At 58.2% G+C, this 15248-nt stretch carries 10 protein-coding genes; 4 read left to right on the forward strand and 6 right to left on the reverse strand.

Annotation, left to right across the window (positions count from 1 at the left end; translation table 11 throughout):
• The first annotated feature begins 12 nt into the window (after positions 1-12).
• Entirely contained in the window at positions 13-747 is a 735-nt protein-coding gene (locus tag DAI21_RS09930; protein ID WP_107702980.1) for a bifunctional 2-polyprenyl-6-hydroxyphenol methylase/3-demethylubiquinol 3-O-methyltransferase UbiG, read from the forward strand.
• On the opposite strand, the gene DAI21_RS09935 is transcribed toward DAI21_RS09930, so the two are convergent.
• Positions 741-1358, reverse strand: coding sequence for a short chain dehydrogenase (locus DAI21_RS09935; RefSeq protein ID WP_107702981.1), 618 nt, complete (start codon positions 1356-1358; stop codon positions 741-743). The genes DAI21_RS09930 and DAI21_RS09935 overlap by 7 nt on opposite strands.
• Positions 1359-1441: 83 nt before the next feature.
• Here DAI21_RS09935 and DAI21_RS09940 point away from each other — a divergent pair, with 83 nt between their 5' ends.
• Complete coding sequence (locus DAI21_RS09940; RefSeq protein WP_100779212.1) at positions 1442-2341, forward strand: LysR family transcriptional regulator; 900 nt, start codon at positions 1442-1444, stop codon at positions 2339-2341.
• Positions 2342-2358: 17 nt separating this feature from the next.
• Here the strand turns inward: DAI21_RS09940 and DAI21_RS09945 are convergent, their stop codons facing one another.
• The 5 genes from DAI21_RS09945 to DAI21_RS09965 form a co-directional block, all read right to left on the reverse strand.
• On the reverse strand, positions 2359-2919 hold the full coding sequence (locus DAI21_RS09945) for an Ail/Lom family outer membrane beta-barrel protein (protein ID WP_107702982.1): 561 nt from the start codon (positions 2917-2919) through the stop codon (positions 2359-2361).
• Between the two features lie 233 nt (positions 2920-3152).
• On the reverse strand, positions 3153-3515 hold the full coding sequence (locus tag DAI21_RS09950; RefSeq protein WP_102105397.1) for a hypothetical protein: 363 nt from the start codon (positions 3513-3515) through the stop codon (positions 3153-3155).
• A gap of 126 nt (positions 3516-3641) precedes the next feature.
• Positions 3642-11549 (reverse strand): hemagglutinin repeat-containing protein, encoded by a 7908-nt coding sequence (locus tag DAI21_RS09955; RefSeq protein WP_107702983.1) that lies wholly within the window; start codon positions 11547-11549, stop codon positions 3642-3644.
• Complete coding sequence (locus tag DAI21_RS09960) at positions 11542-12090, reverse strand: toxin-activating lysine-acyltransferase (protein WP_100779216.1); 549 nt, start codon at positions 12088-12090, stop codon at positions 11542-11544. Before DAI21_RS09960 ends, DAI21_RS09955 begins: the two co-directional genes overlap by 8 nt.
• The gene (locus DAI21_RS09965; RefSeq protein WP_107702984.1) at positions 12090-13769 is read right to left on the reverse strand and encodes a ShlB/FhaC/HecB family hemolysin secretion/activation protein; all 1680 of its coding nucleotides are present in this window, start codon (positions 13767-13769) and stop codon (positions 12090-12092) included. Before DAI21_RS09965 ends, DAI21_RS09960 begins: the two co-directional genes overlap by 1 nt.
• Positions 13770-14189: 420 nt before the next feature.
• On the opposite strand from DAI21_RS09965, the gene DAI21_RS09970 reads away from it, so the two are divergent.
• Both DAI21_RS09970 and DAI21_RS09975 read left to right on the forward strand, forming a co-directional pair.
• The gene (locus tag DAI21_RS09970) at positions 14190-14702 is read left to right on the forward strand and encodes a hypothetical protein (protein WP_233210372.1); all 513 of its coding nucleotides are present in this window, start codon (positions 14190-14192) and stop codon (positions 14700-14702) included.
• A 9-nt stretch (positions 14703-14711) separates the two neighbouring features.
• Positions 14712-15161: a DUF421 domain-containing protein gene (locus DAI21_RS09975; protein ID WP_100779218.1), complete on the forward strand. Its 450-nt coding sequence runs from the start codon at positions 14712-14714 to the stop codon at positions 15159-15161.
• Positions 15162-15248: the final 87 nt, after the last annotated feature.

Raw genomic sequence — 15248 nt, forward strand, 5'->3', positions numbered from 1 at the left:
GAGGGATCTGCGATGGCACAAAATATCTACGACAATCCGGCGTTTTTCGAGGGCTACGCCCAGCTTCCGCGTTCGGTGCAGGGGCTGGACGGCGCACCCGAATGGCCGACGCTCAAATCCATGCTACCCGATCTGGCCGGTAAAACGGTCATCGATCTGGGCTGCGGTTACGGCTGGTTCTGCCGCTGCGCGCGTGAACTCGGCGCGGCGCAGGTGACGGGCGTCGATATCTCCGAGAAAATGCTCGCCCGTGCCGCCGAGCTTACCGCCGATCCCGCCATCACGTATCAACGCCGCGATCTCGAGGATGTGAAACTGGAAGACAACAGCCTCGATCTGGTTTACAGCTCGCTTGCGCTGCACTATCTGCCGGAACTCGATACACTTTTTCGCCATGTTCAGCGCGCGCTCAAACCCGGCGGCAGCCTGGTCTTTTCGATGGAGCATCCGATCTACACCTGTGCTTCGCGCCAGGGCTGGCTGACGGATGACAACGGCGGGCGGTTCTGGGGAGTGAATCAGTATCAGCAGGAGGGACAGCGCGTCAGCAACTGGCTGGCGGACGGCGTGATCAAATATCACCGCACGCTTGGCACGACGCTGAATGCGCTGATTCATGCAGGTTTAAGCCTTCGCGAAGTCAACGAGTGGGGTCCAACGCAGGCGCAGATTGACGCCTGGCCCGCGCTGGCCGAAGAAGCGGAGCGACCGATGCTGGTGTTGATCGCCGCCGTTAAGCCTCAGTAACCGACTTTATAGACCCGACCACTTTGCACGCCTTCCACGCTGCGGCGATAGGCCAGCGCGACGGTGGCGGCAGGCACGCTTTCAAAGCCGGGGAAGAATCCATCGTAGGCTTCGGCGGATTCGGTCAGCACCGTCGGGCTAATCAGGTTGATACGAATGCCGCGCGGCAGTTCGCAAGCCGCAGCGCGCACAAACCCTTCGAGCGCCACATTCACGGTGGTGGCGTTCACCCCCTGGGCAATCGGTTCGTGGGCGACAATCCCGCTGATCAGGGTAATGGACCCACCTTCGTTCAGGTAGTGCTGTCCGGTAAGCGCCAGGCGCACTTGCCCCAGCAGCTTGTCCTGCAAACCTTGGTTGAAGTCGCTGTCTTTCATGGTCGCCAGAGGGCCAAAGTGCAGCCCGCCGCTGGCCGAGACAATCGCATCCACCGGGCCGATTTTTTCGAACAGGGCCTGCACGCTCTCCTGCGAGGTAATATCCACCTGCTCATCACCCTGCGTGCGGCCAACGCGAATGACCTCGTGTTTACGGCTGAGCTCTTCTGTCACGGCGCGGCCAACCGTACCGCTGGCACCAATAATGACGATTTTCATAGCAGACTCCTTCATGTTGTGAGCCTCCATTCTTTAATAAAACAGAATTCGGATAAACTGGGCTAAAGTTAGAGCATTACTAACCAGGGGTTTGCAATATGGATAAGCTTCGCGGCATGGAGACTTTTATCGCCGTGGTCGAAAGCGGCAGTTTTACGCTGGCGGCGAGTCGGCTGGAGATGTCGGCGGTGATGGTTGGAAAATACATTGCCCTGCTGGAGACGCAGCTTGGCACGCGTCTGCTGGAGCGCAACACGCGCCGCCAGAGCCTGACAGACGCCGGGCGGGTGTTTTACGACGAGGCGAAACGGGTGCTGGAGCAGGTGTCGATTGCCGAAAGCGCCGTGGAGCGCCTGCGTGCAGCCCCGGCTGGCACGCTGCGCGTCAGCGCGCCGACCTCCTTTGGCGGGTGTGTCATCGCGCCGCTCACGGCGACCTTTCTTCAGGCGTGGCCGGAGGTGCGCGTCGAGCTGGATCTGACTAACAGGATGGTGGACATGGTCAACGAGGGCTTCGATCTGGCGATCCGTATCGGTGATATTCGTAACGACGATCTGGTCGCGAAATATCTCTGTCCGTACCGGATGGTGATCTGCGCGGCGCCGGACTATCTGGCGCGCCACGGCACGCCGCAAACGCCTGCCGATCTGGTCGATCATCTGTGCCTGTCGCATACGGTCTGGACCGCGCGCAACGAGTGGCGGCTGCCGGGCGTGGAAGGGGAAGTGCGCTGGAAGCGCGATGCGATCCTGCGCTGTAACGACGGATATGGGTTACGCACGGCGGCGGTGGCCGGGGCGGGTTTGTTATTACAACCGGAAGTGCTGGTGGCCGACGAGCTGGCGAGTGGGCGGTTGATCCGCGTGCTGGCGCCTTTCACACCGCAGCCGAGACCAGTGCACCTTCTCTGGCGCCAGGATTTACGCCCGTTGCCGAAACTGACGCAGTTTATTGCACACCTTGTTCAGCATGTGTCGACAATAGCCCCTCTCCCGTAGAGAGGGGCAGGGCAGAATTAGAAGCGATACCCGACGCCGACGTTCCAGCCATTAATCGAGTGGCTGCCGTCGATATCGGCGTTCGTCCCTTCGTAACCGACGTTAACCGCCAGTTCATCGGTTGGGTTAAATTGCACCCCCGCGCCGTAAGCAAAAGAGGTCGATTTTTCAGAGAGGCTGTCTTTTTGCGTATAGCCGTCGCCCGCGTTCACCCATTTGGTATCCACATCGGCTTTGGTATGTGCCACCCCGCCCAGCGCATATAACGAAACATATTCATTAATGCGATAAGCCGGACCGGCCATCAGGGAATAATATTTCACGTCGATATGATTTTTGACGGAATCAGAATCGACATAATATTTCTGGTCGTCATCGCCGCTCATATAGGTGAAAGAACCGATGACGCTGAGCGGGGAGTCCCATTCGTAACGATATTGCGCGTTAACACCGCGAATATTTTTAAAGTTCTCAACTTTGCTCTGCGCATAGCCAAGAGAAACCGTCTGGTTATCCGCAAGAGCTGCGCCGCTGGCAAGGCTTGCCGCCACGAATACCGCCAGAGATATTTTTTTCATTTTCCGTAATCCTTGTGCCGTTATTTTATTGTGGGTCACGCCGGTGTCATCCGGCAAATATGTCATGGACATTCCATGGCAAATGAAACGGTTAAAATTGTTGGTTTTTTTGGCAGGTGATGAAATGGGGATTAATCCTAAAGCCCGGAATATTCCTGGTGTTTCCCTCCCCTATATTGGTAGGGGAGGGAGTGGTTTTATTTAGGGCGCAATCCGCTGGCGCTTTTATTTCGTTAATTACATTTTCCGGTCGGGGCTTTTAAGGGGCCACATTGACCAAAATCGAGTAACACATAGCCTTTTTCCATCATGCAATTCTCAAGATGGGCGATTCGCTTGTCGTGCTGTGCCATCGTTTCGCCTCCGACAAGCTGATTACGGTTAAATGGCTGCGTGTCAGGATCAATTTTTTTGTCTAAACCACAGGCGTAAAGATCCTGTTTGCGCTGCGCCGTATTGGTATGTCCGAGAGTGCCTTTTTTCTGGATGGTCTGGACATAGGGGACGTACTGATAATTCGTCGAATCCAGATCGGCAACAACGCATCCGGTTAAGTAAAGAGGACAAAGTAAAAGTAAGCCGCGACGTAATGTCATTGTTTTAACCTCATTTGGATGCATTAAAGATAAAGTCCAGCAACTCAGGCGAAACCATTTCGGACATGGCGAAAGGCGTGGCCAGAGGAATCGCGACAACGGTCCAGGTATTTGCCGCGGTTTCCGTTAACGGGTTGCGCCCGCGGGAAGTATTCCCTTCGCTGTCATAAAAACCAGGCACTTGACCGCCGATATAATCATGCGTACCGGCATAAGACTCGACGATGGTGTCACCAATATCCCCCAGAATGTGCCCGGCTTGTATTCGCCGAATGGGACCAATAATCCTCCGGTTCCCTGGAATCCACCCGTAGGTCCAAAGAGGCTTGCCGCTTCAGGGCTTTTTTTCAGGAAAGCATCGATGGTCGGATATTCGGCATTGCCTTTATAAATGACCCTGCCATTTTCATCACGCAGAAGCACTTTGCCCGCGTCATCAGCCGTCGAGCAGCGTTCATTGGCTGTACCACAGATCACGTCCAGACCAACCCTGACACCGCCGGCTTTAATGCCATCATAGAGACCATTGCTCTCGCCTGAAACGTTGCTGTAGGACTTTTCGGTGTCTGCTATACCCTCAAAGATCAGGGAGTTTTTGATGGTCTCTTCACGCATTTTTGTGGCGGCCAGTGCCAGCGTGCCCTGAGTGATGGCGGTATCCGGCGATCCGGCGACGATCCCCACCAGGGTTTGCAGGAAGCGTCGCTGATATTGCAGTTTATAGACTGCCGTCAGCGCCTCTTGTTGCTTCGCTTTATCGCCCGAATCTATAGCCTGTTTCAACGCCGCTTGTGCCGTCGCCTGCTGCGCGTCCAGCAGTTGCCCAATCTGATTATTCGCATTTTCTTTGAAATCACGCGTCACGCGCACCTGCAAATTCAGCTCTTTAAACACGTCGTCTTTATCGAAGTTATTCTCAAGGCGACCGGAATTCGCCGCCGCCGTTTCGGTGGTGATATCCGTTTTAATGCCGTCGATCGGCTGTGTTTGCCCGTCAGGGCGGGTGATTGTGACATTCTCGGTGTTGATCCCGCTACGGGTGACGGAGCTGTCGCTGCCGCTGTCATGCCCAATCCCAAAACTCGTGCTCTTGTTGAGGGAGGCATAGCCCTGCGCCGGGACATAAGAACCATCGTCGGTGCGTACGGTTTTGCTGCTTTGCGGCGTGGCGTTATCGCCCAGCCCAAAATCGGTATTCATGCTGGTGGCTCCCCCGACGGCAAACCCGTTGCCTTCGTACTCCGAGCTGTTATGAATATCGCTCCAGCTCAGCGTGCCGGTGCTGAACTGGTTATTTCCCGCCAGCTCTGCGCTTTCGCTGGAGGTGATCAGGCCCCCCTTAAGGTCCGTGTGATCCTTCACGTTGATCTGATAGCCATCGGTCCCCGCGAACACGCCGGATTGCTCCTGCACCGAGGCGTAGTCGGCATTGACCTTCGACTGCCCGTAATTGCCTGATGCCGCAAAGCCGAAGCCCACTGTGACCTGTCCCCCGGCATTCATCTGCTTACCGTCGTATTTCATGGTGTCCTGCAGGCTTTCGATATTCAGGTTGTCGGCGGTGATATCCACCCCTTTGCCCAGCAGCTGGCCGCCACGCAGGGTGGTAGTGCCGCCGCTGATGATCTGGGTCTGACCGTCCATATCACCGACATGGCTGTTGCGCCAGGAGACCTCATCGCCGTTGCCGTGGCCTTTGCCGACGTTCGCGCCGGCGGTGACGCCAAACGAGGCTCCGCCCTGGCCGTAGCTCACTGCCACACCGGCATTCCAGCCGCTGGACTGGTTATCGTCCCGCTCGTGGCGCTCCTGTTTTGCCGCCACAATATTAACGTCGTTGTCGGCAAAGAGGGTGGTGCCCTGTTTGCCGCTGACATCGGAGCCAACGATATTGATATTCGACTGTTCGCCGCCGGTTGCCACCACCACCGCCTGTTTACCGGCGTTAACGGTGCTTGCCAGCGCGCTGGTGCTGTTGACCTCTTCCGTATTGGTCTGCTTGCTTTGGCCATAGGTGAGCGACACGCTCACGTTCTGCGCCACGGCCTGCGCGCCGTTTGCCATCAGCCCCTGCGCGGTGTTCATCATTGCGCTGGCAGCACGGGCGCTGTCCCATGCCGCATTGGCGGCAGCCAGCATGTTGATACGGTCGTCGTTGCTTTTGCCCACGTCCTGCGCGGTTTCCAGCGCGCCGCGAGCCGCCATCACCACCGGCACGTTAACGGCCAGGGTAAAGCCTTTTTGCTCGACGGTCCGTTTGTACTGTGACGCATAGGTGTCCTGCGCTGCCTCGATGGTGACGTTTTTCCCCTGAATGGCGACGTTGCCGTTAGGGGAGGAGACCGAACTGCCGGTCTGACGGTAGTCGTTGCCTGCCAGCATCACCGTATCGCCCTGCAGACTGCCCACCATCGCCCCCTGGCCCGCCAGCGCCTGGCTGGCCTGATCGGTGGTCTCTTTATGGGAGCCGACGGTAAAGCCAATCCCACCGGAGCTTAACAGCCCCGATTTTTTCTCCTGCCTGAGATGCGTCTGGTCATTGCGTCCGCCCATGCTGGTGAGGGTCAGATCGTTACCGGCTTTAAGCGCAACGTTTCCGCTGCCGACGACGCTACTTCCCGCGACCGTCAGGTCATTTCCGGCGATGACTTGCACGGTATTGGCGCTCAGTTCGCTGCCCTGAACGGTCTGTTTGTCCACCGTGTCGCGGGTCGTGGTGGTGGTTTTCGACATCCAGCCGTTGCCTCCCACCACTTTATGCCGCTCGTCGAGCTGGCTTTCGTTGAGCACGCCTTCGATATTGATATCGCGTGCTGCACCGAGCGCCAGCGCCCCGTCGGATTTAACCGAGGCTCCGCGCGCGTTGATGTCATTTCCTGCCGCCAGCGTCACGCCGCCGGTACCGCTGATGCTGCTACCGGTCTGATCGACGCTGCGCTGGTTGAGGGTGTTGTCTGCATCCCAGATCAGGCTATCGCTGCGGGCGGTGGTGACCGTGTTCAAATTCAGATCCCGCCCGGCCACCAGCTGCGCTTTGCCGTTCTCGCCGCTGGCGATCACCTGCGCGCCTGTCAGGGTAATATCGCGCCCGGACTGCAGCGCCAGTTTGCCGTCATCGTCCTGAACGTAGATGCCGGATACGCTGTCGATGGTGGTGCGGGTAAAGCGGTTTTCACCGTTAACACTCTCTGCGCTGTTCACGGTGCTGGTGACGTTGATATCCCGGCCCGCCGTGGCCTGCAGGCTGCTGCCGCCCACGATGGCCCCGCCAATATTATTGATATCCGTACGGGCGTTGAGGTTAACGTCTGCCGCCTGCAGGGTGCCGGTCTGGTTGGTGATGTTATTCGCATCGAGCTGAAGCACTTTGCGTCCGGCAATGGTACCGCTGTTAAACAGATCGCCATTGAGCTTCATCGATACGTTGTTCCCGGCAATCAGCGCGCCAGAGCCGTCAATATCACCCTGTTTCACTTTGGCGTAGACCTGCGGCACCAGCACGTTTTGCATCGAGCCGTCCGGCATTTTCACCCGGGTATTCACCAGCCAGACGATATCGCCCGTGAGGAGCGCCATCTGTTCTGGTGTCAGTGCCACGCCGAGCTTCAGCGAATACTGTTTCCCGAAGGTGATCCCTTTATCCATTAGGGATTTAAACTGCTCTTCGTCGTTGCTAAACCCGTCCAGATAGCGCTGGCCGGTGATGCCAATCACCTGTTCGCGCACCAGACGCTGCTCGTAATACCCATCGCCCAGGCGCTTCAGGGTGTTGTCGCTGTCACCGGTTAAGGCGTTTTGCATATAGTCGCTGCCGAGCCACTGCTTTTCGTTAGTGAAGCGCGGGTCTGTTTCCACCAGATAAGGCACGTCCGATGACGGATTGACCTTAAACAGGCTGTTATCCGGCAGGGTAGTGTTTGGACCGATAATGCGAATGGCACCGTCGGCAGGCGTCACTTCAAACTGCTGACCCGCCGGTGGCGTGACCGGCTCGCCGGGGGATACGGTCTGCTGCGGCGACGCGCTGACGCCTCCCGCCTGGCCGATCGCCGTATCCGTGCCCTGCAATACCAGCGGCGTGATGCTCAGGTTGCTGCCCTCGACGCTGCCGTTACTCACCAGTTGGCCAGGCTTTAAGGCAATGCTCTGGATCGCGGTCGGCGGGGTGTAGAGAGTGCTGCGACGCCCCTGTTCGTCGTCACCTTTGTGGCGGATGCGGTAGTAATGCGTCACGTAACCCGCGTCGGTGGTGTGCCGCTCGCCCGCGACATCGTCGTTGAGCACCGTGCCCATGGCGTCGGTCGAGAGTGTTCCGCCTGCAATAACCTGGCTCTTATCGTTAAACAGCCGATCGCCCGTCAGCGTCATGTTGCCGCCCGAGAGAATTTTCGCCGGATCGCTCTGTTTGATGCGGGTCTCTTCGATAGTGCGGGTGTAGTTATACTCGTTGAAATCGTCGTGCCCGTGGCCGCTCAGCTCCGGCGTATTGAGGTTGCGCAGGCCGTCTGAGGAGTTGCCATCTATCCAGACACCCTCATCGCCGGCTTTCCAGCGGTTGGTGGAGCCTGAGTGCTGGTACTCGGTTAACGGCTCCTGAGAAACCAGCACGATCTCGGTCGCGAAATCGTCATTGATGTTGTTGATCTGCCCGGCAGCGAGCGACATATCCCCGGCGGACTCGATGGTGGCGCTGTGGTTATTGATTGCCGCCGCGCGTCCGATCGCGGCGCCGCTCTCGTCCAGCGCGCCGCCGACCCACAGGGTGCCGGCGCTGTAGATCAGGGCGTGCGCCTGGTTGTTGAGGGTCTGCACGCCGAGGTCCACGCGCTCGCGTCCGGCAAGCGTTGCCGCCGTACCGTTTTCCGCCAGATTGTTAAAGGTGATGGCGTTAACGCCCACCGCATCGCCATAGAGACGCCCGGTGCCGATATTATTCAGCGTTTCGGCATTAATGCGGGTGTGGATGCCATCGATCAGGCCGTAGTTCACCAGCGTGCCGGTGGTGGTCAGGGTATTGGTGCCGGCGTTGATTTCGCCGCTGGCGCTATTGGTGAGACTGGCGCTCTGCACGTTGAGCGCACTGCCCGCCAGCAGTTTCCCGCTGTTGCTCAGAGCGCCCGGAGTCGTGAAGGTGAGATTGCCGTTAGCGATGACCGCGCCGCTGTTGTTCAGGCCGTTTTCGCTGCTCAGATCCATATTCCCGAGCGAGAGCAACTGGCCGCTGCCGTCGATAGTTTGCGCATGCAGATTCAGCGTTTGACCTGCTTTCGCCGTTCCCCCCTGGTTGATGAGGTTCAGTCCACTACCGGCAATATCCAGCAAGCCGGATGACGCCAGCGCGCCGGAACTGTTGTCCAGCGTACCGGTATTGCGAATGGTCAGGGTCGTGTCGGCCAGCAGGCTGCCGTTCTGGTTGGCGATCGCGTCGGTGTTCAGCGTCACCTGTTGGCCTTCAAGGCCCTGGTTTTCAGCCAGCGTGTTCTGATTGACGAAGGTGATCGCATTTAGCGTCACGCTCTGCCCGCCGCGAATCAAACCGGAGACGTTATCCACCACGCCGCGCGCGCTGTCGAGCAGCAGATCGCCCACCGACTGGATCTGCCCGCCGCTGTTTTGCAGGTTATCCGAGTGCAGCGCAGTGGCGGATTCGCCAATCACGCGCCCGCCGCTGCGGTTGTCCATCTGGAGTGTGGCGATGTCTGCCGCACCTTTCGCCGCCAGCGTACCCGCCTGGTTATCGAGCGTACCGGTGGAGAGATCAAGCGATCCCAGGCTGTTGAGCGTCCCGCTGTTATTACTCAGGCTGGCCGTGGTGATCTGAACGCCATCGCCCTGCAACAGTCCGGCCTGATTGAGTAACTGGCTGGCAGGCGCGAGCGTCAGGCTTTCACCTGCCGCCAGCTGCCCGCCAGCGTTGTTGAGCGTTTCGCCGCTGAAGGCGAGGCTTTTCCCGGCGAAAGTCTCGCCGTGGTTGTTATCCAGCACTCCGCCGGTGAGCGTCATCGCATCGACGGCTTTTATCGCACCGCCCTGATTCACCAGCGTGTTAAAGCGGGCGGTGACACTCTGGTTAGAACCGATCTGACCAGAGCGGTTATCCATGTCGCTGCCGTCCAGCGTTAAGGCACCCTGACTGGCGAGAAAACCGTTCTGATTATCCAGCGCGCCGCTGGTGACGCTGAGCGCGCCGTGGGAGAGCAGGGCGCCGGACTGGTTGTTCAGGCTGCCGTCGTTCAGCGCGATTGTCGCGCCATCGGCCACAATCACCCCCTGCTGGTTATCGACTCCGGCGGCGTCGATGTGCTGGCTTTTCGCCGCTTCGATGCGCCCTCCGGTGTTGCGAAGCGTCTGCGCGCTGTGGATCTCACCGTCGCCTGCGGCGGCGGAGATAAGCCCCCGCTCGTTATTCAGGGAGCCGGTATCGATGCGGGTTTTCCCCGCCACAGCAACCACCTGGCCGCCCGTGTTGTTCAGCGATTGCGCGTGTAGCGACACACCCTGCGTCGCGGCGATCTGCCCCTGCTGGTTATCGATCTCGCCCTTGAGATCCATCGCCAGCGCGTTTTTCCCGCTCTGAATCACTTTTCCCTGTTGGTTGGAGAGGTCATGCGCACTGAGAGTAACCGTCTCGGCGCTGAGGGAACCGCCGCTGTTGTTAAGGCGTTTTCCGGCCCGGGCCGTGAGTTCGTTGGCACTGACCTGCGCGCTGGCGGTGCTGAGATCGCCTGCGCCGCCGTCGAGCAATACCCGTTTGCCCTGGGTCTGGCTGCCGCTGATATCTACCCCCTGACCTGTGACGCTGATATCGCCGCCTGCCAGCGTCTGGCCGTGGGCGTTCAGTTGACCGTTGCTGCTCAGGGTTAAATTCCCTGCGCTTGCCAGTTTGCCGTTGTTTTTCACCCCGGCGGCCAGCACGCTGTTTTTCTCACTGGTGAGCGTAGCGGCTTTCACCTGGGCGTTATTGCCCGCCGTGAGCGCGCCCCGGTTAGCGAATTCGCTGGCGGTCTGCACCGCCACGTTTTCACTGCCCCGAATGACGCCGCTGTTTTCGATGCGCCCGTCGGCGGTGAGGGTCACGCTACCGGCCTGGGCACCCATCGCCCCGGCGTTACGCACGCCGACCCCTTTTTCCGTCCCGACCATGCGGATTTTACCGGCATACATCCCGCCGAGACTGGCGACATCCACCGCCAGCTGCGGTCGCGTGGCGATGTCATCGGCGCCTTTTTCAATGCGTTCATGCGCGGCATCGACGTTGTTGCGCCCGGTGGTGACTTTCAGATCCTTGGCCCACAGCCCGGCATTCACTTTGACCGAGCGGGCGATGATATCGGTGTAATCCGCGCCGGAGGTGTCCATCCCGGCACCGTCAACGACCACTTCACCGCGTTCCACGTTATACCCGGTGAGATTGCCGTTGGTCATCTGCGCCTGGCCGGTGGTGAGCGTCGCGCGGTTGGCGTTGATAAACCCGCACCCGCTACAGGTAATACCTGACGGGTTGGCGATCACCACCTGCGCTTTTTTCCCTGCGACTTCAATCATGCCGTTCAGTTTGCTCGGGTCGCGGGAGCTGACTTCGTTCAGAATCACTTTCGCTTCGCCCTTGGCGAGCCACGGGTTGCCCGACACCATGCCGCCCAGCTGCGTCTGGGTATTTTTATGCGAGTTATTGAGGATTGCGCCTTTCTGGCTGACGTCAAACTGGGTGTAGTTATTGCGCGACACCCCGGCTTTGGAAGGGGTCTGTATGTTGACCTGCGGCGTACCGTTGGCGCTGGTGATCACCGTCGGCTGCTGGTTTTTTGGCGCCCCCGCGTTGGCCACAATGTTGGCCTGCGCCGTCTGTATCGCACCCATCGCCAGCCAGAGACTCAGACTCATGGCACTGATTTTACCGATAAGCTGGCTGTGGGTATGGCCAATCCCGGCGGCCCGCGTGGTCCCGGCGCGACCCGAACGGGCAATATCCGCCACCACCATCAGCATGCCGCGCGCTTTGTTGAAGACGATACGATACAGATTCTTATTCATGGGTCGTTCCTTTAAACGCTTGCGGCAGCGGGGCGGCGAGCGGGTGGTTCAGTTGCCAGCGTTGTGCGGCTTCTCGGGTGACGTGTTTGCCGTGGAACATCACGACGCGCTTGCCGCGCTCGGCACCACGGTGATACAGCGCCCGCCAGCAGTGTTCGGCAAAGAGGTCGTGGCGAATCAAGGTTTGCATGGCGCGGGTATGGCCGAAGGGGGCAATCCAGTCGCAAAACCAGATGCGGTCGCCGCTATCCCAGTCCTCTTCTTTCATCTCAATGGACGGACGCGTGAGGAAGCGGGCTTCCGCCTCTTCGTTCAGCCACGCCCAGCTAAGAAAGAACACCGGGCGTTCGTTCTCCACCACCAGCACGTACTGCTGGCGTTTGATGATGGGAAGCAGGAGCGTCGGCAGGGCATGCAGCGGCGCATCCCGGTGCATGGGCGAGTGCATCCACAGCCAGACTGTGGCCCCCAACACTTCGGCTTCGTTTTGTTCGCCCCCGAGGAGCAGCGGGGCTTTGATATCCAGATTGCCTATGCGCATTACCAGCTCCAGTTGAGGTTGAACCCCAGAGTGAGGGAACTGGTGTGGAACCCGTCAGGTTTTGAGAATGGCGTGCCTGCAAACAGGTCATAGCCGGTGTTGAAGGCGCTCCCGCGCAGCCCCACAACGCCCCCGGCCAGATGTTTGCCGATCAACGGGTCCGAACTGTAGCCGCCGACTTCACCGTAGTCGGCACCCAGGTAAAGCTCCTGATTGGGCAGCGGCGTGCTCCAGCCCAGATCGTTACGCACATACCAGCCGTGGCTGGCGTTTAGGGTGCGCTCACCGTCAAAGCCGCGCACCGTCCAGCGGTTGCCGATGGCGAATTGATCCTGCGGCGTCAGCGGTGTGTTACTTATCTGGCGCAGGTACTGAACGTTGTAACGGAACTGCTGCGTGCCGATTTCAAACGGCAAATCGAGCTGAGCGTTGAGCTGGAGGATTTTGCTGAGCGCCGTGGCCTCGCCAAACGCCTCCTCGGGTGCCGGCTGAGCGCCGAACCAGCGGGTGCCGCGCTGATAGCTCACCCCCGCATCCACGCTGGCCTGGCCGATATAGTGGCGGTGCTGTAACCCCAGACGCCAGCCCGCCGTCTGCCTGCGCTGGACGCCCACTTCCGTGTCATCCACATAGTTGCGCGTTTCTCGCGCCAGCACGTCCGCCGTCAGGGTCGTTTTCTGTGAACCGCTGCGGTGCAGCACGCGGCTGAGCTGTACGTCCAGGTTTTTGCTTTTACCGCTGTAGCGGTAATCCTGATTCTGGCCTGCAACGGTCTGGTGATAATCGTAATCACTGCCGGTCACGCCCAGCGTCCAGTAGCCAAACGGCACAGAATAGTGGCCAGTGTAGTTCTTGCTGCCTTTGCCGCCGCGATCGTTGAGGTCGTGGCTGGCGGAGACGTACAGCAGATCGCTGAGTGAGAAAGGATTATCCAGCGACAGCGTCACGCCGCCCTGATAGCGCCCGGTGGTCTCGGTGCCCGCGTCATCCAATGACAAGCCCAGCCGCCACATTTTTGACTGCTTGCGGGTGATCACCACGTCGCTTTCGCCGGGCTGTTCGCCGGGAACAATTTCCATGCTGGCTTCTACGGTCGGCAAGCGCTGAAGGTTCTCCAGCCCCTGTTCGATATCGCGTAGATCCAGCAGGTTACCCTCGTGCGCCGGGAAGCTGCTGTAGAGCTGAATATAATCGTCGCTGTCCTCTGTGAGCCGGACGTGGCGGATATAGCCCGGCACAATTGCTAGCTTCAGCGTGCCGCTCTTAAGATCCTGAGTGGGCGCCAGCACGCGGGTGGTGATCCAGCCGTGGTCGACGAGGCGGTTTTGCATCGTGCTCATAAGCAGGTTGATGCCTTTTCCGCCCAGACAACGGCCCTGCGCCTGGTCGGCAATTCGCTGCAGCGGTAGCCAGCGGGGAAGCGCGTCCTGCCCGGTGAGGGTCACATTGCGAATGGGAAAGCAGGGCGTTTCGACAGGAAAGGCGATTTTGCCAAAGCTGGATGACGGCTCGGAGAGACGCACATCGGGCACGGGCGGGGTAAGTTGCTGTTCCAGCGCTTTCTGGCGTTGCTGCTGAATAATAAATTGATTATCCGGCTCGGCGGCGTGAGCAGGAAGCAGGAAAGACAACCCTGCGGCGGTTGATATTATTATGGCGAATTGGGATCGGGCTATCATCGGACATTCCGTGCTGTGTAAGCAAAATGGATGCAATGTGAATTTGTGTAAGATTGTTTAAATATTGAAGAGTGAATAAAAGGGGGATTAATCCTAAAGGACGGGATATACCGGTGTGCGTTATCCCTAATTCTGGTAGGTGAGTCTGCGCGCGGGAATAAAAAGGATTGAGAAGAACGATATCGCTATATACCCCTGGTCACGTTAAGTGAAATAAATCCCTTTATTCTGAATGCCTGCGACACACATAGCGGGCAGGGGAAAGAGATAAATGCAGGCTGCCCTCCCGAAACGGCGGATCTGACTTACTATTAAGGCAGATTTCCGTGCGTTCTTCCGGCATAGAAGACGAGGGGCACAGAGGATTAGGCTTAATACTCAATGGCCCATAAAAGGCAGGCGAAACGGTTGAGGTGATAAATGTCGAGTCTGAAAGACGAACAAGAGGCATTACCTGGCGTGAAGGAAAATCGTTTTGCCCTCACCCTGGAGGCGCGATTTCGCCAGGTGGGATTTGCGGTTTTATTACTTATTTTACTGCTGGCGCTGGGCGGTTTCTTTTCTACGGGATATTTCAGTTCGGCAGAAAAAACAAATAATAACCAGACATTACACCTTTATTACGAGCGTTTTGGGCGTCTGCAAACAGAATTTAAACTTAGGGCAACAGTCCCCCCATCAAATACCGGACACTATATTTTTCGTTTCGACGGCGATGTCAGGGATAATTTCCAGCCCGGCACCCTCTCACCCCAGCCCGATCGGATGTACAGCCAGGGAAAAGCCCTCGTCCTGGTTTACAACACAATCAAAAGTCAGCGTGATTTCTCTGTGACCCTGTACCTCACGCCCACGACGCCCGGAAAAGCGGTGAACCGGATAACCGTTAACGATGAGCCGGAAATCGCTTTCTGGCAGTTTATTTATCCCTAGGAGCGCAATATGGAGATGGTCTTTCGGGCACTGGCGATCTACCTGATTTTGCTGGTGGTGTTTAAAGTGGCGGGGCGTCGGGCGTTATTGCAGATGACCAGCTTTGATCTGATCTTATTGCTGATTATCAGCGAAGCCACACAGCAGGCGCTGCTGGGGAATGATTTTTCGGTGACTGGCGCGATGATCACCATCGTGACGCTGGTGGTGGTGGATATTCTCTTTGGCCTGATGAAGAAAACCTTTGCCGGGGCGGAGGACGTGCTCGATGGCTCTCCGGTGATCCTGGTGGAAAATGGGATGCCCCTGGCGGATAAGCTGCGGAAAGTGGATGTCTCCTGCGATGATATTCTGGTTGCAGCGCGGCAGAACCAGGGCATCACCGAGTTCAGCAAAATCAAATACGCCATTCTGGAGCGCAACGGTCACATTTCAATCATTCCGCAAGAGCGTGATTAATCCGGGCAAAAAAGCAGTAAATGTGATGATCACTGCCCCGCAGATGTGTTACTAACACCATGTAGTCACTAAAAAAACAGAAAAACA

The organism is Lelliottia sp. WB101, assembly GCF_003051885.1.
Lineage (GTDB): Bacteria > Pseudomonadota > Gammaproteobacteria > Enterobacterales > Enterobacteriaceae > Enterobacter > Enterobacter nimipressuralis.